This window comes from Vibrio sp. UCD-FRSSP16_30 (genome assembly GCF_001676025.1).
Classification (GTDB): domain Bacteria; phylum Pseudomonadota; class Gammaproteobacteria; order Enterobacterales; family Vibrionaceae; genus Vibrio.
Window position 1 is genome coordinate 302,976 of sequence record NZ_LZFW01000001.1, and the last position, 20,040, is coordinate 323,015.

The 20,040-nt window shown below is 41.5% G+C and carries 15 protein-coding genes; 10 read left to right on the plus strand and 5 right to left on the minus strand.

The window, feature by feature from the left end:
- Positions 1-224 precede the first annotated feature (224 nt).
- Positions 225-1,415, plus strand: coding sequence for a Bcr/CflA family multidrug efflux MFS transporter (locus A9260_RS01340; protein ID WP_068695424.1), 1,191 nt, complete (start codon positions 225-227; stop codon positions 1,413-1,415).
- A 20-nt stretch (positions 1,416-1,435) separates the two neighbouring features.
- The gene (locus A9260_RS01345; protein WP_068695494.1) at positions 1,436-2,149 is read left to right on the plus strand and encodes a DUF2913 family protein; all 714 of its coding nucleotides are present in this window, start codon (positions 1,436-1,438) and stop codon (positions 2,147-2,149) included.
- 58 nt (positions 2,150-2,207) lie between these two features.
- On the opposite strand, the gene A9260_RS01350 is transcribed toward A9260_RS01345, so the two are convergent.
- On the minus strand, positions 2,208-3,644 hold the full coding sequence (locus tag A9260_RS01350) for a DUF2867 domain-containing protein (protein WP_068695426.1): 1,437 nt from the start codon (positions 3,642-3,644) through the stop codon (positions 2,208-2,210).
- Positions 3,645-3,811: 167 nt separating this feature from the next.
- Here A9260_RS01350 and A9260_RS01355 point away from each other — a divergent pair, with 167 nt between their 5' ends.
- The 6 genes from A9260_RS01355 to A9260_RS01380 all read left to right on the plus strand — a co-directional run bounded on the left by A9260_RS01355 (position 3,812) and on the right by A9260_RS01380 (position 12,863).
- On the plus strand, positions 3,812-4,483 hold the full coding sequence (locus A9260_RS01355) for an ABC transporter ATP-binding protein (protein ID WP_068695428.1): 672 nt from the start codon (positions 3,812-3,814) through the stop codon (positions 4,481-4,483).
- Positions 4,464-6,917, plus strand: a complete 2,454-nt coding sequence (locus A9260_RS01360; protein WP_068695430.1) for an ABC transporter permease — start codon at positions 4,464-4,466, stop codon at positions 6,915-6,917. Before A9260_RS01355 ends, A9260_RS01360 begins: the two co-directional genes overlap by 20 nt.
- Before the next feature lie 8 nt (positions 6,918-6,925).
- Complete coding sequence (locus A9260_RS01365) at positions 6,926-8,038, plus strand: lipocalin-like domain-containing protein (protein WP_068695432.1); 1,113 nt, start codon at positions 6,926-6,928, stop codon at positions 8,036-8,038.
- A 229-nt stretch (positions 8,039-8,267) separates the two neighbouring features.
- Positions 8,268-9,443: a Na+/H+ antiporter NhaA gene (gene nhaA, locus A9260_RS01370; protein ID WP_068695434.1), complete on the plus strand. Its 1,176-nt coding sequence runs from the start codon at positions 8,268-8,270 to the stop codon at positions 9,441-9,443.
- A gap of 446 nt (positions 9,444-9,889) precedes the next feature.
- Positions 9,890-10,516 (plus strand): TetR/AcrR family transcriptional regulator, encoded by a 627-nt coding sequence (locus tag A9260_RS01375; protein WP_068695436.1) that lies wholly within the window; start codon positions 9,890-9,892, stop codon positions 10,514-10,516.
- Between the two features lie 28 nt (positions 10,517-10,544).
- A complete protein-coding gene (locus A9260_RS01380) occupies positions 10,545-12,863 on the plus strand; it encodes an acyl-CoA dehydrogenase (protein WP_082957155.1) in 2,319 nt (772 codons plus the stop codon).
- Positions 12,864-12,945: 82 nt separating this feature from the next.
- Here the strand turns inward: A9260_RS01380 and A9260_RS01385 are convergent, their stop codons facing one another.
- Positions 12,946-13,836 (minus strand): DUF3943 domain-containing protein, encoded by an 891-nt coding sequence (locus tag A9260_RS01385; RefSeq protein ID WP_068695438.1) that lies wholly within the window; start codon positions 13,834-13,836, stop codon positions 12,946-12,948.
- Between the two features lie 184 nt (positions 13,837-14,020).
- Between A9260_RS01385 and A9260_RS01390 the strand changes: the two genes are divergently transcribed.
- Positions 14,021-15,286: a molybdopterin-binding protein gene (locus tag A9260_RS01390; RefSeq protein WP_068695440.1), complete on the plus strand. Its 1,266-nt coding sequence runs from the start codon at positions 14,021-14,023 to the stop codon at positions 15,284-15,286.
- 217 nt (positions 15,287-15,503) lie between these two features.
- A complete protein-coding gene (locus tag A9260_RS01395) occupies positions 15,504-15,851 on the plus strand; it encodes a hypothetical protein (RefSeq protein ID WP_068695442.1) in 348 nt (115 codons plus the stop codon).
- A gap of 175 nt (positions 15,852-16,026) precedes the next feature.
- Here the strand turns inward: A9260_RS01395 and yfaE are convergent, their stop codons facing one another.
- The 3 genes from yfaE to nrdA all read right to left on the minus strand — a co-directional run bounded on the left by yfaE (position 16,027) and on the right by nrdA (position 19,813).
- Positions 16,027-16,308, minus strand: a complete 282-nt coding sequence (gene yfaE / locus A9260_RS16530) for a class I ribonucleotide reductase maintenance protein YfaE (RefSeq protein ID WP_082957156.1) — start codon at positions 16,306-16,308, stop codon at positions 16,027-16,029.
- A 24-nt stretch (positions 16,309-16,332) separates the two neighbouring features.
- Positions 16,333-17,466 (minus strand): class Ia ribonucleoside-diphosphate reductase subunit beta, encoded by a 1,134-nt coding sequence (nrdB, locus tag A9260_RS01400; protein ID WP_068695444.1) that lies wholly within the window; start codon positions 17,464-17,466, stop codon positions 16,333-16,335.
- A 67-nt stretch (positions 17,467-17,533) separates the two neighbouring features.
- On the minus strand, positions 17,534-19,813 hold the full coding sequence (gene nrdA / locus A9260_RS01405; protein ID WP_068695446.1) for a class 1a ribonucleoside-diphosphate reductase subunit alpha: 2,280 nt from the start codon (positions 19,811-19,813) through the stop codon (positions 17,534-17,536).
- Positions 19,814-20,040: the final 227 nt, after the last annotated feature.

Genomic DNA, 20,040 nt, shown 5'->3' on the forward strand with positions numbered 1-20,040 from the left:
AGCACTTCTTGTGCGCACGCACAATTAAGCCCGTGGCTAATGTGTAACGGTTTATTTAACCGTTCATAGAGTATAGTTCATTAAGTGGCTGTTTAATAACAATTACTTAATGAACGTTACTTGTTGGCAATCTGATAGATTCGCGCGACTAGAAATAAGCACATTGAAAATATTATCGTTATAAATATCATCAACGTCCAAATAATCACTAGGATACACACACTATGATGAAACCTTCAGCGACTCAGCTGAGTTTCAGTATGTTTTTGCTATTGGGGGCAATATCAGCCTTAACCCCATTAGCCATTGACATGTATTTGCCTGCAATGCCTGCGATAGCCGATGATTTTGGCGTTAGTCCAGGGGATGTTCAGGTCACTTTGACCATCTACACCCTTGGCTTTGCCATAGGGCAACTCTTTTATGGGCCATTAGCCGATAGCATTGGGCGTAGGCCGGTATTGTTGGGTGGCGTAGCACTGTTTTTATTGGGCGCTATTGGTTGTACCTTTACTCATTCAGTCGAAATGCTGGTATGGGTGCGACTGCTACAAGGTTTTGCAGGAGCTGCGGCTGCGGTTGTGATTCAGGCTGTGGTTCGAGACATGTTCGAAGCAGAAGACTTTGCGCGCACTATGTCATTTATCACTCTGGTAATGACAGTTGCACCATTACTGGCCCCTATGATTGGCGGGCATGTTTCTGTCTACGCAGGTTGGCGCGCTGTGTTCGCGATTTTGGCTGTATTTTCAGTGATAATGCTAGTAGCAATCTACTACAAAATCCCCGAAACGCTGGCCAAAGAGAATCGGCAACCGTTTCATCTTGGTACATCACTGAGAAATTACGCGAGGTTGTTAAGAAACCGTCAAGCAATGGGCTTGATTATGTGTGGTGCATTTTCGTTTTCCGGTATGTTCGTATTTTTGACCGCAGGTTCCTTTGTTTATATCGATCTGTATGGCGTGCCGGTTCAAGATTTTGGCTATTTATTTGGTTTGAACGTACTGACGTTAGTGGCGTTTACCATTTTAAATGGACGAGTGGTTAAAAAGTACGGCTCACGAAATATGATTATGTTCGGTTTAAGCATTCAGCTTATTGCCGGTATTGGGCTGTTTATTTGCTGGCTGGCAAATCTTGGTCTGATATTCATTGTACCGTGTGTCATGCTTTATATCGGGACAGTCTCGACCATAGGCAGTAATGGAATGGCGTTATTACTCAATAACTACCCGAACATGGCAGGGACAACCTCATCAATTGCCGGCACAATTCGCTTTGGCCTTGGCTCACTCATGGGCTTTTTTGTGGCGACATTGCCCGGTGATCAAAGTTGGCCGATGCTGACGATGATGGGTTTATGTGCGGTATTATCTATCACGATTTATAAAGTATTTGGAGAGTCAAAATAGTGACCAATGAGATCAAAAAAATGGATTCAGAAAAAGGTAAAGCCGAAGTTATCGTGACAGCAAGCTATGCAGAGCAAATGCTCGAGCTTGTTGATTTGGCCTTACTGGACATCGAGCAGCAACATAAGTTAGGCAAGCTTGCTGATACACCGGTCAGTAATACCAACTTCTTAGTCCGTTGGATCACCAAAAGCATCAAAGAAAAACGTTTCTCTACTTTGATGGCAAAAGATTTGATTGCGTGGCAAAAATTAGGCCGTAGTAAAGGCAGTAAAACAGGGCTTTCTTTGCGTTTTCAAACGCTATCTAAGTTTTACAGTGCTTTCTTTGCCAAGGGACAGCCTATTAAGCCCGTTTTAGATAGCCAGATAGAAAAGTTAATGGATGATATGGAGGCACTTGGTTGGAGTGTTTCTAATGAATTTGATTTAACTGGCACTGGAAAAAGCCAAGTCTTTACCGATGGCGAAAGCTCATTTGTATTGTGCGAAAAACAGTGTGAGTCTTGCTTTGATGGTGACTGTGATGGCGGTGCAGGGGAGGCGTTAGTTCGCCCAATGAGTTTTTATGTGCGTGGTAACCACAATCAATTTATTGAACAAGCATTGCAATGTGGCTTAATGCTACATAAACAAACCGACTACAAATCTAAAGTTAAATATCATGGCGAATATATAATCTACCCGAAAAATCAGGGGCCAATTTTGGCTGAAATACCTGTTGGGTTTGCATAGCTGTTGGGTTTACGTAGATGTTGGGTTTGCGTAGCCGATGCATAGGCTAATCTAGCATTTATACTTTCCCCGCTTTCTTGCATATCGCTTTAACCATGCCTTTGAATATGAAAAGGTGAGCGGGGAACATTGCATACCAATACAGTAGTCCAAAAAAGCCTTTTGGATGCCACCATGCTCTCACATCAAGCTCTCGATGCGTGCCGTGATCGATGATTGTGCACTCAAGGCGACCAAGGCCTGGCCCTTTCATACCAAATAATAGAGACAGAAACTGATTGTCTTTAATTCGAATGACTTTCCAAGAGTCTATCTGATCTCCTAGTTGTAATTTATCGCCTTCTGGTGACTGCCTTTTGGGTCTGCCACCCCCGACGAATAAATCTAACCATTCACGAGTTCGCCATAGAAAGTTCGCAAAAAAGTAGCCTTCTTTTGCACTTCCAAGTTGAGTGACAATAGCCCATAACTGTTGTGATGTTCTGTCTGTGGTAATCGTTGCGCCTGCTTGCTTAGGGTAATAACCGTAACCGGGTTGCCAGCGTTTTAGCGCGGCAGGATCAAAGCCCCAAACCTTTCCTCTGGCAAAGGCGTCTTCGTGAACTATCGTGTCTTCAATCATTTCTTGATATGACAATAATCGTTGAGGAAATCGAACACGTATTGCTTGTGAATTAGCAACGAAGTCATGGCTTAATCCCGCCATTAATGCGCGGCCTATATTGCTTGGTACAGAGGTGATAAGTCCTAGCCATAATGAGGCCACCGACGGTGTCAGTAGAGAAGTCGCGAGTAAACGATAGCGATTGTTGGTTAATTGACACAATATTTTAAATTGAGCTCGATAACTTAAAACATCAGGGCCACCAACTTCATAAAATTGGTTGTGGGTGGTGTTTTCTTCGGCAAGACACAGTAAATAATGATTTAAATTGCTTAATGCGATGGGATTGGCTTTTGAATCAACGGATTTTGGCGTGAGCAGTATTGGCAGGTTATAAACAAAATCACGCATAATTTCAAAAGCGGCAGAACCCGGACCAATAATGACACCCGCACGTAATTCAACGACTGGCACATCAGTTTGACGTAAAATATTGCCCGTTTCGAGGCGCGCTTGTAAATGCTCAGAATAACCAGTTTGCGGCTGAAGCGAGCTTAAGTAGATCACTTGACCAATTTGGTTTTGATTTAATGCGTGCGCAAAGTTATGCGCAAGGGAGAGTTCGTATTCTAGGAAGTCATGACCATGGTTCATGCCATGCACTAGAAAATAGACGATATCAAAATCACTAACTACCTCTAATGTTTGTTGTTTATTGGCTAAATTGAGTTCAACAAAGGTGAGATTTTGGTGACGATTTATTCGACTACTTAATAGTGTTGAATTTCTCGCACTGGCGGTGACGTTATATCCTTTATTTAACAATAAAGGTACAAGTTGCGATCCTACATAGCCAGAGGCTCCCACGACTAATACCTTTTTTACGTTCATTCTCATTCCTACTTGGTTCTATCCTACAGTTAAGAGTATACTATTTACCGAAAACCCTCACTTTTTCATGATCTTGTTGAAAAAGTCGGCATATTTTTTCTAAGGTAGTCCAAATTTTAATAATGACTAAATTTAGCAAGCACAAGATGGTTAAAAGGTAATCATAAATGTTGAAGCTGGTAAATGTTAGCAAGGGATTTGTTGACGGTGGTGAATTTAATCCTGTGTTACAGAGTGCTAATTTAACAATTAGACGTGGTGAACAGATTGCCCTAATGGGTGAGTCGGGCGCAGGTAAAAGCACATTACTTAACTTAATTGCAGGTTTAGACAGAGTGGACTCCGGTGAGATCTGGTTTGATGATTACGATATGCACCACTTTAAAGAGAACGATCGTACCTCTTTTCGTCGTAATAACATTGGGCATGTCTTTCAGCAGTACAACCTTTTAACTACCCTTAATGTGGCAGACAATATTCGCTTTTGCCGACAGTTAAAAAGGCTTCCTGAAAGCAGTCAGTTGTGGCGTCAGATTTTAGCAACTTTGGATCTTATGCCATTGCTTGGAAGATACCCTGAAGAATTATCAGGTGGACAACAACAACGCGCCGCAATTGCACGCGCTTTGTATATGGAGCCATCGATATTATTAGCCGATGAGCCTACAGGTAGTCTTGATGAAAAAAATGCCGATGCGGTAATGCGTCTATTATCTTCATTAACCAAAGAATTTAATTGTACCTTGCTGGTGGTGACTCACAGTGAGAAGGTCGCAAACTATATGGATAAAACAGTTCGCCTTCAAGGAGGACAACTGCATGTTATGGCCAATAGCTAAAGCGCTACTCGGTCATTATAAGAGACACCCTTTACAGATGATTCTAGTTTGGCTAGGACTCTCTTTAGGTATCTCTGTGTTGGTTGGCGTTTTAGCCATCAACCAACATGCCAAGCTTTCTTATACTCACGGAGAACGCCTGTTTTCTTCGCCTTTGCCGTATCGCATTCAATCAAAAAATAATTCTAATACCATTCCTCAAGGCTTTTACGTTCAGATTCGACGTGAAGGCTTTAGCCAATGCATTCCATTTGATCTTTATCGCACCCAGACTAAAAAAGGTGCGGATATTCAGTTATTAGGTATCGACAGCTTAGCAACGGCTGAGGTGTTCTTTAGAACCAATATTTTAGAAAACCCAATCTTAAATCTCATGGAGCAACCTCACCCTGTATTGATCAATGAGACCTTTATGAAGTATATGGGTTGGCATGAAGGACAACAGCTAACGCTAAACAATGGAAAGATGCTTGGGCCACTGGTTATCGACCAACAAAATCTAGTTAAAGGTTCCAATCTTGTTGTTGATATGGCGGTCACACGTAAACTAAGACAGGGGACGGGGTTCTCCTTAATTGGTTGCGGAAATATGAGCCAAGAGAAGCTCGATAATATTCGAGATATGTTGCCTGATGGCGTGATCTTAAGAAAGAATACCCGCAGCGAGTTAGTCTCGTTGACCGAAGCTTTTCACCTTAATCTGACTGCGATGGGGATGTTGTCGTTTCTCATTGGCTTGTTTATTTTCTATCAGGCAATGTCATTGTCTTTTGTACAAAGACAAACTGTGGTTGGCGTATTGAGGCAAATTGGCGTGTCAGGGTGGCAACTTGTCGCCGCACTCATGTTAGAGCTGTTTATATTAGTCACCATTAGTTGGATTTCAGGTAATGTGCTGGGTCTGATGTTAGCCAATCAGCTCCTGCCTGCTGTTTCTATGAGTATTGGTGCAATTTACAACGCTAGCATAGATTTAGTGATTCATTGGCGCTGGGCTTGGAGTGCAAAAAGCTTACTTCTGTCTTTAGTTGGTGTAGCACTTTCTTGTACTTGGCCTTTACTACGATTAATTCGTACCCAGCCTATTCGCTTAACGGCTCGCCTTTCACTAGTGCGCTTTGCCGGTAGGGAATTTTTCTGGCAAGCGGTATTAGCGGCTATTTGTTTATTTTTAGCGGTGTTTATTTTGCAGTTTGGCGAAGGGGTGTACGCAGGGTTTAGTGTGCTTGCCTTTATGCTGATCGGCGTTGCTTTGATGGTGCCGTATATTATATTTGAGCTGTTTACCTATCTTTCTTATCGATTACGCTGGGTTAAAGCGCGTTGGTTTTTTGCTGATGCAGCTGCATCAATGAGCTATCGCGGCGTGGCTTTAATGGCGTTCATGTTAGCGATTACTGCCAACGTTGGTGTAGAAACCATGGTGGGAAGTTTTAGAAACACCACCGATCAGTGGTTATCACAGCGTCTTGCTGCTGATATCTATGTTCATCCTTCAGCAAAATCTGCGTCTAAAATGGTGTCATGGTTGGATAACCAACCTGAAGTGAAAGAAGTGTGGCAACGTAGAGAAACTGAACTTACGACGTTAGAAGGCAATATTAACCTAGTCAGTATCGGTAATAGTTTAGGTGAAAAGAAATCATTAACCGCCAAGGTTTCAACCACTAACTATTGGCATCATTTGCATCATTCACGTAGCGTGATGATCAGTGAGTCGATGTCGTTAAAACGTAATATTCGTGTAGGAGATTACATTTCATTGCCAGCACCAGTTGGTCAGCAATGGCGGGTGGTTGGTGTGTATTACGATTATGGTAACCCTTACGATCAGGTCTTACTCTCTGAAAACAGTTGGAATCGATTGTTACCCGGGCAAGGCAGTGTTGGCTTAGGTGTTGTGCTCAACGATAAAGCTCAGGCGGATGTTCTAACGTCTAAACTTGTAGGTATTTATCGAATTCCTGCCGATAGGGTGGTCAACAATACGACCATTCATCAGCAAGCTTTAAAGATCTTTGATAGAACGTTTGGTATCACCGATACTTTGGGGAATCTAACTCTCATCGTCGCATTATTTGGTATCTTCTTTGCTACCTTGGCCGGAGAGGCATCACGACTGCACAATGTGGCATTGCTTCGCTGTTTAGGTGTTTCTGGTAAGGAGTTAGTATTTGTCGGGGGAGCGCAACTTTTTGCTTTTGGTATCGTGTCGTCATGTGTCGCAATCCCACTAGGAATGGTGCTGGCGAGTAATGTTGTTGAGCTTATTTTGAAAAAGACATTTGGTTGGAGCATGCAATTGCATGTTGTCCCTTGGGATTATCTAGGGACACTCGCTCTAACTGTTAGTGCTTTAATGTTAGCGGGTGCGATACCTGTGCTACAAGTGATACGTCGTACACCGATGAAATCTCTTCGTGATGCTTTATAGAGTAATAAATGCCAAAGATTTTAAAAAAATACTTGATAGTTCTGGTCGCCTTTATTGTCACTTTGATTGGTGTTGGGCTAGTTGTTCAACACTATTTGGAAGTACAACGAGATAAAGCTTATTTAGTTACGCAACAAAAGTTGGCGGCAGAGTCGACTTTTGAGCCTGTTTTACCTGATAGAAAGGTATCATTTCCTGCCGATTTTACGGTGCACCCAAAATATCAGCACGAAGTATGGCGTTTTATTGCCACACTTAAAGATGACAAAGGTGAAGAGTATCTAGTGCAGTGGTTTCTATTTAGAATCGCTATGTCAGAAGTGCAAGGCGTGAGTTGGGAATCACCTCAAATATATACTTCACAGGCGATTGTAACCACACCGGAGCAGGTGTTTCTTGAGCAGCGTTTTGCTCGAGGCGGTATTGGTATAGTCGGGATTCGCCAACGTCCTTATCAATTATCTATAGATAATTGGGCTATTCGTTCATTTTCAAACTCCCCAATTCCGGGCAGAGTTTCGATTTCAACAGAACAATTTAAAGTTCAATTAACCACTGAACTTACTCAGCCATATATCCCCTTAGGTGATAGAGGTTATCAGATCACTCATGATTTAGTCTCTAGAGCATTTTATGGATATTCTGCTCCTTATGTTGATACTTCTGGAACAATTACCATCGGTAATCAGATGGTAGGTGTGTCAGGGAAAGCCTCATTTAGCCAAGTATGGGGAACGGACATTATTGGCACCGGTCAGTCAGGTTATGCCCATATAATGTTGAGACTTGAAGATGGCCGAGTGTTATCTGTCGTTAAAACTCAGTACAAAGATCATGTTCAGCCGTATGTGTTCGGTAATTTATTCACCCCTGATGGTGGGCATGTGGCATTAAATAGCGATCAAATTGATATGCATTTTTTAAGTCAGTCAACGTTAGCGAATGGAAAGATCTTACCGTTGAAGTGGGCCATTAACGTACCAGACTTTGATATATTCTTGACGGCAAGGACGGCTCGCTATAATCAATGGGCCAACCTTTCAATCCCATCTTGGTCGGGTAGGATGAAGACCACGGGAAACATAAAAGCTAATGGATACATGCAGTTAATAGGTTACTAGTTAACCTATAACGATACTAAATGCCTCTACACTGGATGTGCTAAACTTATCGTATTATTTTAATGGTTGGCTGCAATCATTGATATGGTGAATTTAAGTGCATAATTTGCTTTTATTCGGAAATACCGAAGCTTTAGGTCTGAACAAGCGAATTTTTTTAATGTTTCAATTTGGTAAAATATGCGCCACTTAGTTGTGTGATTCTAATCACAAATGTAAAGGTTATAATATGAATCAAATGCTGAAAGATTTCTTCAAGATGGAATCAGCTGGTGGAATAATTTTAGTGATTGCTGCTGCACTGGCAATGCTGGTCGCTAACTCTTCTCTTAATGATGCTTATCAAGCTGGGCTTCAATCTTATATTTTAGGTATGTCTGTTTCCCATTGGGTGAACGATGGCCTAATGGCACTGTTCTTCTTACTTATCGGTTTGGAAGTAAAACGAGAACTTCTTGAAGGTGCTCTAAAATCTCGCGAAACCGCTATCTTTCCAGCCATCGCTGCTGTCGGTGGTATGGTTGCACCTGCTTTAGTTTATGTACTGTTTAATATGGGCAACCCAGATGCACTTGCAGGTTGGGCTATCCCTGCTGCAACAGACATCGCATTTGCTCTTGGTATCATGGCACTGTTGGGTAACCGAGTTCCTGTTAGCCTTAAGGTTTTCCTACTTGCCCTTGCTATTATCGATGATCTTGGTGTTGTAGTGATTATTGCGCTGTTCTACAGTAGTGATCTTTCTACTATGGCATTAGCGATTGGCTTTGCAATGACCGGTTTACTCTTCTACATGAACCATAAAAAAGTGACGGCACTTAGATGGTATATCATTGTTGGTGCGATTCTTTGGTTTGCGGTTCTGCAGTCAGGTGTTCACGCAACACTGGCTGGCGTAGTGATTGGTTTCTCTATTCCGTTGCAAGGTAAAAAGGGCGAACGTTCTCCTCTGAAACATTTAGAGCACGGCTTACACCCTTGGTCATCATTCTTGATTCTACCTGTGTTTGCTTTTGCCAATGCTGGTGTATCGCTAGAAGGTATTTCACTGTCGACACTAGGCTCTACATTGCCAATGGGTATCGCTATGGGTCTGCTTCTTGGTAAGCCTCTAGGTATCTTCAGCTTCAGTTGGCTTGCGGTTAAGTCTGGCGTTGCCAAACTACCTGAAGGAATTGATTTCCGACATATCTTCGCGGTCTCTGTGCTGTGTGGTATTGGCTTTACCATGTCAATGTTTATTGCATCACTTGCGTTTACTGGTGCAACCGCAGACTTTAATACACACGCTCGCTTAGGTATCTTGATGGGCTCAACACTTGCCGCTGTTATTGGTTACGTTTTGTTGAGTGTATCACTGCCAAAAAAGTCCGTAGTGAACGTTAAAACAGCAGAAGCTAAATAATAACGAATTTTATTTAAGATTGTTATCAGGAAGGGAGAACCGAAAGGTTCTCCCTTTTTTTGATCGAATTTATCGAGAATGCAGCACACAAAAAAAAAGCCCAATCAAAAGAATTGGGCTTATACAAAACATAGGAGTTAAATGAAAAAAACAGTGGTTGTAACCAACATAAAAATACTCGAATTTGATGGAAAAAAATTCATAAAACATTGTTGCTTACGTTAAGTAAGACTGGCCGTTTACAAAAGAGTTCAATATTAATTCAATTAAATTTAACGAAATGTACTCACATAAGCTAACTAATTGTTTTCATTGAAAACAATCCCTTCCTTTATTTTCTATTTATCGTTATTAGGTGATCTGGTCGTACCTCTTGCGATTTTATTGTTGATTTCATGTTAATCTATTGTTAAATTCAAACGAGTGTTTAATACAGGTGATTGATTATGGGTGCAGGACTGGAAACAAAACAAAAGATCATTGAGGTCGCAGAGTCTTTGTTTGCAGAAAATGGATTCAAGGAAACATCACTTCGTCGTATTACTGGTGGCGCTAACGTCAATTTAGCCTCAGTAAATTATCACTTTGGTGATAAGAAAACGCTGATTCGCGCAGTACTGGATCGTTATCTTGAAGAGTTTATGCCTCAGTTAGAGCGAGAGCTTGATCAAGTTGAACTTCAATCAGAGATAACAATGCAAGATGTGTTTTACACGCTTAAATCTCCTTTATTTCATCTAAATAACCAATCTGATAAAGGGGCTGGTCGTTTTTTATTGCTTATTGGGCGTGGCTATAGCGATGTTCAAGGGCATTTAAGGTGGTTTATAACTACTCGCTATGGACATGTACTGGATAAGTTCAGCCAAGCAGTATGCAGAGCCAATCCAAATTTAGATAAACAAACGCTATTTTGGCGATTGCATTTCACCCTAGGAGCTTGCGTATTCACTATGGCTTCTAGTGAAGCATTACTCGATATCGCTAATAGTGAATTTGAGACAGACATTGATGTAGAAGAAATAGTTGAACAGATTGTTCCATTTTTGGCCTCAGGAATGTGCGCCAACTAATTCGAATTAATAAGGGAAGGGGAAGGATATGACTTCTTATAGAAGAAAGTGGATAAGTGATCCGGCGTTTAAGATGTTTAAAAAGGTATTACCGCCTTTATCAAGCACTGAGCGTGAAGCAATGGAAGCGGGCAGTGTTTGGTGGGAGGGTGAGTTATTCTCAGGCTCTCCTGATTGGACTAAATTACATGCTTATCCAAAACCGACCCTAACCGCTGAAGAGCAAAGCTTTGTTGATAATCAGGTAGAAGAACTGCTGGATATGATTGACGATTATCAGATCGTCAAAAAAGACCGAGATCTGCCGCCTCACGTCTGGGAATATCTTAAAAAAGAACGCTTCTTTTCACTTATGATAGCGAAAGAATTTGGCGGGCGTGAGTTCACTTCTCTGGCAAACTCAACCATAGTCACCAAAATTGCATCACGCAGCTTAAGTGCCGCGGTGACGGTAATGGTGCCTAACTCATTAGGGCCTGGCGAGTTATTATCCCATTACGGAACCGATAAACAAAAAGAGTACTGGTTACCTCGACTTGCCGATGGTACTGACATTCCTTGTTTTGCATTAACCGGGCCAGAAGCTGGCTCTGATGCAGGCGCAATCCCTGATATGGGTGAGGTGTGTTATGGCCAATACAATGGTGAGAAAGTACTCGGCATTAATCTCAGTTGGAATAAGCGTTATATCACTTTAGCGCCCGTTGCTACGGTACTGGGTTTGGCGTTTAAACTTAATGATCCTGAGAATCTACTAGGAAAAGGTACTGAGCTTGGGATTACATGTGCCTTAATTCCTACCTCTCATCCGGGTGTTGAAACCGGAGAGCGTCATGATCCTATTGGTCTGGCATTTATGAATGGCCCAACTCGTGGGCAAAATGTGTTTATTCCGATGGATTGGCTAATTGGTGGTGCAGATTTTGCGGGTAAAGGCTGGCGCATGTTAGTTGAGTGTTTGTCGGCAGGTCGCGGCATTTCACTGCCAGCATTAGGCGCCTCCGTTGGCCATTTAACCTCAAAAACAACCGGCGCCTATTCGCTAGTGCGTAAACAATTTGGCTTATCAATTGGTCGATTCGAAGGGGTTGCAGAAAGTTTAGGTCGAATAGGGGGTTTGACTTATCTATTAGAAGCGAGCCGAACATTGACCACCACGGCGCTTGATAGTGGTGAAAAACCGGGCATTGTTACCGCTATTGCTAAGTATCATATGACAGAGATTGCTCGTGATATTCTCAATGACTCCATGGATATACATTCGGGAAGAGCGATACAGCAAGGTCCGATGAATTATCTTTCTCACCCTTATTACGGAATTCCGGTCGCGATTACGGTAGAAGGGGCCAATATCTTAACTCGTAATCTAATGATTTTTGGTCAGGGTGCCACCCGATGCCACCCGTATGTATTAGATGAAATGGAGCTTGCTTCTGAAGCTGATACTGAAAAGGCAGGAGCGAAGTTTGATAGCTTGCTGTTCAAACATATCGGTCATGCGACAAAAAATAGTGTTGGTGCATTAACCGCAGCATTAACGGGTTCGTTATTTGTTTCAAGCCCAGTCAAAGGTAAAACTAAATCCTACTACAAAGACATGACTCGTTTAAGTCGTGCACTGGCAGTAAGTTCTGATTTTGCCATGCTGACCTTAGGCGGCGACCTAAAACGTAAAGAGTTGATCTCTGCAAGATTGGGCGATCTACTAAGCTATTTGTATCTTGCATCAGCGGCATTGAAAAAGTATCAAGATGAAGGTGAGCAAGAAAAAGATTTGGCTTTTGTTCAATATGCGGTCGAGTATTGTTTGAATAAAGGGGCGAACTCTTTACAGCAAGCTTATAACAACTTCCCGGTAGGTTGGGCGAAATATGCAATGAAAGCGTTAGTCTTTCCATTGGGTAATCACTTCCAACCGCCAAATGATGAGCTTACCTTACAAGTATCCAAACTTCTTATGGAACAAGGCGAGCATCGTGAGCGTTTAACCAAACTGTGTTATGTCAGTGATAAAGAAGATGACGCTATTGGGATCATGGAAAGAGCGTTTGATGCGATGTTGTCTGTCGCGCCTATTGAGAAGAAAGTCACTCAGGCGATTAAAGATGGGCACATAAACAAGAAGCAGTCGCTTCAAGATAAGCTTAATACAACTAAACAGCTTGGCATTTTGTCCCAGCAAGAAGTGAATCAGGTATTGGAAGCCGACAAACTGCGTTATCGCGCTATTCAGGTTGATCATTTTAGTCATGATTTTGCAGAAGTGAGAACGGACAATCCTAAAGGGGTACGTTCGGTAGACAATGATTCGCTAGATAGTGACTCAGTAGATAATGATGCCGCTTAACCGCAGTTGAGTTTGGCTAAGCACAAAAAATCGCGCTAATGCGCGATTTTTTGTGCTTTAACTTTTACATTTTAATTAAGCATTAAAATCTCAAGTGAAGCTGCATACCGAAGAACTGTTTATCGTAAGGTGCGCCAGCATCCAGTGCAAAAACCGCGGCATCGTGATAACCAAACCAAGGGTTAGTGACAAAGGTTGCTTGCGCTTCACCGCCCCAAGAGTCAGTAATCCAATAATGAATTTGGCCTACTGGGTTAAGGAAAAACAAAGAGATATCACCCATGGTCTCTGAGCCTAATACGCGACCTCCATCGGCAAGAATGTTCTGCTCACCTTGCAGCATCAATTCACCGACTACTGCACCAAATACAGGAGTGATGAACAAATCCTGCCAAGACGGTACTTCGGCAAAGGCCTCTACGCCATACTCCCAGAAGAAGGTAGACATGGTAAATGAGTAGGCAAAGGATTCAAATTCATTAAAGCCTGCATGTCTTGCTGCTGTGTAATAAACGCCGCCAAAGTAGGGGTGCATGATGTAATTAAGAAAATGCTCATCTCTATCCCAGGTTGGGCCAGATGTCACATTATCAACCCATTTGTCACCGAGTTTCCCAAGATCTCTATCGTCATCTTCCCATTTAGTAATGCTTTCTGGGAGTAAGGTCATAAGGCCCACAGTGGCAATACTCAGTCCTAATATGGTATAGGTTTGCTCTGCTAGGTAGTCCCAGTCTTTACCATCAGATATGGTATAGTGCATAGGGTAGGGGCTGGCTTGAATGTCCAGTTGTTGTTCACTATCATCGAGTGAAAGGGAGCGGTAATCATTAGGTTGATTCATGCAATATTGATAGGAGTTATTGCAAGTTGACTCATAAGATAGCTCTATATGCTGACTTCTATCGTAATCAGCAATAGCTGCGCTACTTATCAATCCTAATAATGATGTGGTAAGTTTTTTTAAATGCACGCAATATCCCTATGCCATTTAATCTGATCCATTTCACAATTATCTCTTATTTTTAGACTAAATAAAACAATAACTTAACATTTGTTACCTTTTGTTTTACCAGCAAAGTGACTCTTACTCTGTTGCTTAACAAAGCGTCAACCTATGTTGTTTGCTAATGAGTAAGTGCGTTAAAGGCCGTATTATGAACAAAGCTGAACAAAAAAAACCCGAATATTTGCAACAAATAGAAACGCCACGTATCGCAATGCTAAGTACCGGTGAAGAAGTACTGTTTGGTGATATTGTGGATACCAATGCGAGTTGGTTATCTGCCTTTTTATTCGAAAATGGCTTCCAGATGACGACACGTTTAACTGTTGCTGATTCATTAGACGCTATCTCAAATGGTTTAACCCAACTGGCAAAAAATCATGATGTGGTGATTGTAAATGGCGGACTTGGGCCAACCAGTGATGATATGACCGCGCAGGCAGCAGCGTTAGCCACAAACACTGAGTTGGTACTCTATGATGAGTGGGTGGTCAGAATGAAGCAAATGTTTGCAAAATGGCAGCGTCCAATGCCTGACTCCAACATCAAGCAAGCAATGCTTCCTGCAGGCAGCAGGCTTATTGATAATCCACGAGGCACAGCTTGTGGCTTTAGCACTCAAGTGGGGCAAGCGACTTGTTATTTCACGCCAGGGGTGCCTCATGAATTTAAGGCGATGTCGCAATTCATCTTATCTGACATCAAGCTGCAATATTGCAAAGTGCCAGATAAACAGATTCATAGAATTTACACGTTTGGATTATCAGAGTCTGGTATTGCCAATCAAATCGAGGCTTTAACCAAACCTGATGATGTGACGCTAGGTTATCGCTCGGCATTGCCTTTTATTGAAGTGAAAGTTTTTTATACTAAGTTAACACCAGCAGTAGAAGCTTTTTTGCTTGATGTTGAACAAGAGCTGACAGCGAACACGGTTTCGATTAATCAAGATATTCGAGACAACACGATGGCATTACTGAAACAACACGCTAAAAGTTTGGCGTTGTTTGATTATTCGACTCAAGGGTATTTGCACCATTGGATTTCCAATAGTGCTGAAAATCATCAGGTGGCGATTAATTCGGTGAATCTGCCGAGTCAACCTTGTAAAGTGGTATTGGATACTGAAATTGAGCAGATTGAATCACTGTATAGTCAATTTTCTCTAGAAAAATCAGGTAGTAATGGATTTCTCATTAAAGATACCCAGCAAGGTGGCGTACAACTATCTTTACTTGATCAGGATAAAATATCGTCTCAATGCGTTGAATTTAAAAGAGAATACAGTTTCCAAGCCAGAAAAGTAGTGATTTCCGCTATCGCAGTCGATATGTTACGTCGAAGCTTAGATAATAAACCAGTCTTTGCGGACTATGGGAGTGTCACTCGAGTAGCTTCAAACGTAAAAAAACTGTGACTTTGCTCATGTTTTATTGGCACTGTCACTTCTTTATGTCACTTGAGTTAAAAGTAATATAACGTTTTGTTCTAAAGGCTAATTGTTTGATTTTAAAGTGAAAATTGGATGTTTTTAAGATTAGAATAATTCACTATTCTTCGGTTGTGCAACAAGGCTTATAATGTTCTTTCACTTTTAATAAGTGTTGTCTCACTTATGGCTAGGGAGGGATATTATGCATAATCAGTCAAGGATTGAAGTCTGGTATAACGTAGGTACGGAGCAGATATTGCTTGGAGAGGTTGAACATTCAGACCAGATTAATTTATTAGCCTTATGGCGAAGTATCTCAATATTTAATCCTGGTGTTTTGTCTCAGCAAGAAGTGACTCATCCTATCGAAAGCGCAAGCTATCAACTTAAACTGTTTGGTGATGATGGTAACTTGATGGGCAACAAACAAGTTTGTGAATTGGATGCAGAAAGTGTATTAGGTCACCATCATTGGATGGTATGTCAAAGTAGAAATCAATTTTCTGATGCAGACTCTTTATATACTTGGGTGCCAGTACTGGCAGGTTAACATCAATCGTAGTAAGTCTCTGATCTCTTTTCAGAGAATAAAAACAGTAAAACGCCCTTAACATCAGTAATGCTAAGGGCGTTTTTATTTGCACAGAACTTTTATTTATATAGTGTTTTCATTTACACAGTACAAAGTGTCGATAGCCGATTAAAGCAAGGCACAACTCACACGCTTAAGAAGCGGTCAGTATTTTATTATGCACATTAACACCTTCAAGAGTTACGTCGGATTTTGCCCTGCAGATGCAAGGTAGGATTTCATCAGCTTTTAAATAAGCCATCGCAAATCCTACATATTCGACTTCCCCTGAACTTAACTTACAACGACAAGCTCCGCAGTGCCCGTCTCTGCAATTAAACTCAGGTTTCAATCCAGATGTTTCCATTGACTCTAATAGGGTAGTGCTTCTAGAGTTTACTAACTTAGTCACTTTATTAATCGTAACTCTGTACATGATGAATTAAGCCTATATCAAAGATTAAAGTTCGAAGTTTTCAAAGTCATCAGAAGAGACTTCGTTATCGATCTGACCTACAAGATATGAGCTGATTTCTGCTTCTTGAGGCGCAACTTGAACGTTATCTGATGATAACCAAGCGTTAATCCAAGGAATTGGATTATTAGTTGCTTCAGGATAAGCAGTACCCAAGCCAACCGCGTTCATGCGGATGTTGGTGATGTATTCAACGTATTGGCAAAGAATGTCTTTATTAAGACCGATCATTGAACCGTCTTTGAATAGGTACTCAGCCCATTCTTTTTCTTGTTCAGCCGCATCTTTGAATAAGTCGAAACACTCTTGTTTACATTCTTCGGCAATTTGCATAAAGCTAAAGTCATCTTGACCGTTGCGCAGAATGTTAATCATATGCTGAGTGCCTGATAAATGTAGCGCTTCATCTCTTGCAATCAGTTTGATGATTTTAGCATTACCTTCCATCAATTCACGCTCTGCAAAAGCAAATGAACAAGCAAAACTCACATAGAAACGAATCGCTTCTAGTGCATTAACTGACATTAAGCATAGGTAGAGTTTTTTCTTTAGGGTATGCAGATCAACAGTAACGGTTTCGCCGTTAATTTGATGCTTACCTTCGCCATAACGATGATAATCATTGGTTGTTTCAATAAGGTCATCATAGAAATGCGCAATGTCTTTAGCACGTTTAAGAATGTGCTCATTTTCAACGATATCATCAAACACTGTTGATGGATCATTGACGATATTACGAATGATATGCGTATATGAACGAGAATGTATCGTTTCAGAGAATGACCAAGTTTCAATCCAAGTTTCTACTTCTGGTAGAGAAACAAGAGGCAGCAATGCAACGTTAGGGCTACGGCCTTGAATTGAATCCAGCAGAGTTTGGTATTTTAGGTTACTGATGAAAATGTGTTTTTCATGATCAGGTAACTTGTTGTAATCAATACGATCACTAGAAACATCAACTTCTTCTGGACGCCAGAAAAACGACAATTGTTTTTCAATTAGCTTTTCAAAAATTTCAAATTTTTGCTGATCGTAACGAGCAACGTTAACTGGCTGACCTAAAAACATAGGTTCTTTAAGTTGGTCATTTTTGGTTTGAGTAAAAGTACTATAAGCCATATTAATCTCGATTATTCTGTAAGTTAAACAGCAAAGCAGGGGCGTTTGCACACCCCTAAGCTAATGATTATATTTTACAACCGCCGCCTACGCAGTCATCTTCTTCTGCCACAACATCGTTTTGGTCATCTTTAGCACCGTCACGAGTGTTGTGATAATACAGGGTTTTTACGCCCATTTTGTATGCATTTAATAGATCACGAAGCAGTAATTTCATTGGTACTTTGCCGCTGTCGTAATTATTTGGATCATAGTTTGTGTTTGCAGAGATAGCTTGGTCTACAAATTTTTGCATGATGCCGACAAGGTTTAGGTAACCATCGTTACTTGGAATATCCCACAATAGCTCGTAGTTATCTTTGTATTTCGCAAATTCTGGAACAACCTGTTTAAGGATGCCATCTTTTGATGCTTTCACTGATACATAACCACGCGGTGGCTCAATGCCATTGGTCGCATTTGAAATTTGTGATGATGTTTCAGATGGCATCAATGCGGTTAGGGTTGAGTTACGCAGACCGTGCTGCATGATCTCTTGACGCAATGCATCCCAATCGTAGTGTAATGGTTCGCCACAGACTTTATCTAGTGAGTCTTTGTAGGTATCAATTGGCAGGATACCTTTAGAGTAGTTAGTCTCATTAAATAAAGGACATGCACCTTGCTCTTTAGCCAGTGTAACTGACGCTTTTAGTAGGTGGTATTGAATTGCTTCAAAGGTACGGTGAGTTAACGCGTTACCAGAACCATCAGAGTATTTAGCACCATTTTTTGCAAGGTAGTACGCATAGTTAATCACACCAACACCGAGTGTACGGCGATTCATGGTTGACTTGCGTGCCGCAGGTAGTGGGTAATCTTGGTAATCAAGTAGGGCATCAAGTGCACGAACAACCAACTCAGAAAGCTCTGCGAGATCGTCAAGCTCGTTAATAGCACCTAAGTTAAACGCTGATAGCGTACAAAGGGCAATTTCACCTTCTTCGTCTTCAACGTTTTTAAGTGGTTTAGTTGGCAGTGCAATCTCAAGACACAAGTTTGATTGACGTACTGGCGCAACTTTTGAATCAAATGGGCTGTGAGTATTACAGTGATCAACGTTTTGAATGTAAATACGACCGGTTGAAGCACGTTCTTGCATCAAAATGCTAAACAGTTCAATGGCCTTAACTTGCTCTTTTCTAATATTAGGATCGGCTTCGTATAGCGCGTAAAGACGCTCAAACTCATCTTGATCTTCAAAGAAGGCATCGTATAGCCCTGGAACATCAGATGGAGAGAACAAGGTAATGTGGCCACCTGAGATAAGGCGAGAGTACATCAGTCTGTTTAGCTGTACGCCGTAATCCATATGACGAACGCGGTTTTCTTCAACGCCACGGTTATTTTTCAATACCAATAAGTTTTGCACTTCGCCGTGCCACAATGGATAGAAGACCGTTGCCGCTCCACCACGTACGCCGCCTTGTGAGCAACATTTAACCGCAGTTTGGAAGTATTTATAAAAAGGAATACAACCAGTGTGGAATGCTTCACCGTTACGGATTTCAGAACCCTGCGCGCGAATACGACCTGCATTGATACCGATACCGGCACGTTGAGAAACGTAACGAACAATGGAGCTAGCCGTTGCGTTGATTGAATCTAGGCTGTCGCCACATTCAATTAATACACAAGAGCTAAACTGGCGAGTAGGGGTACGAACACCCGCCATAATAGGTGTTGGCAGTGAAATTTTAAATAGAGAAACCGCATCATAAAAACGACGGATGTAGTCTAAACGTGTCTCTTTAGGGTATTTAGAGAACAAACACGCGGAGACTAGAATGTACAAGAACTGTGCACTTTCATAAATTTCTTTAGTGACACGGTTTTGTACAAAGTACTTACCTTCAAGCTGCTTAACCGCCGCGTAAGAAAAGTTAAGATCGCGTCTGTGGTCAATAAATGAATCCAGAGTTTCAATCTCTTCGCGAGTATAGTCTTCGATAATGTGCTTATCGTATTTACCCGCTTCAACCAATTTTGAAACATGATCAAATAGTGTTGGCGGCTCGTATTGACCGTAAGCTTTCTTACGTAGATGGAATACTGATAAGCGAGCAGCAAGGTATTGATAGTCTGGCGTATCTTCAGAGATAAGATCGGCAGCCGCTTTAATCATTGTTTCATGGATATCAGAAGTAGTGATTCCGTCATAGAACTGAATTTGAGACTTTAGCTCAACTTGGGAGACCGATACATTGTCTAGGCCTTCAGCAGCCCAAGTAATCACACGATGGATCTTTTCCAAGTCGATCGTTTCTTTGCGTCCATGACGCTTGGTGACGGTAAGTTTTTGATTCATTCGGTTTGATATCCATAACATCAATGGTGATAGGCACGCGATTTAATAATGAGTTGATAGTTCGCGATGACTTTATGATCCATGTATTCATCTGCTTTTGATGAAAACACTACATATAGGGGTGTAACCCTTAGCGAGTTACAAGATAGTGCGGTTAGTGGCACTTTTCAAGTTTGACGGAAAAATAGTTCTGTGGATAAACGGTGGATGAAAATTTATGGGTTAGC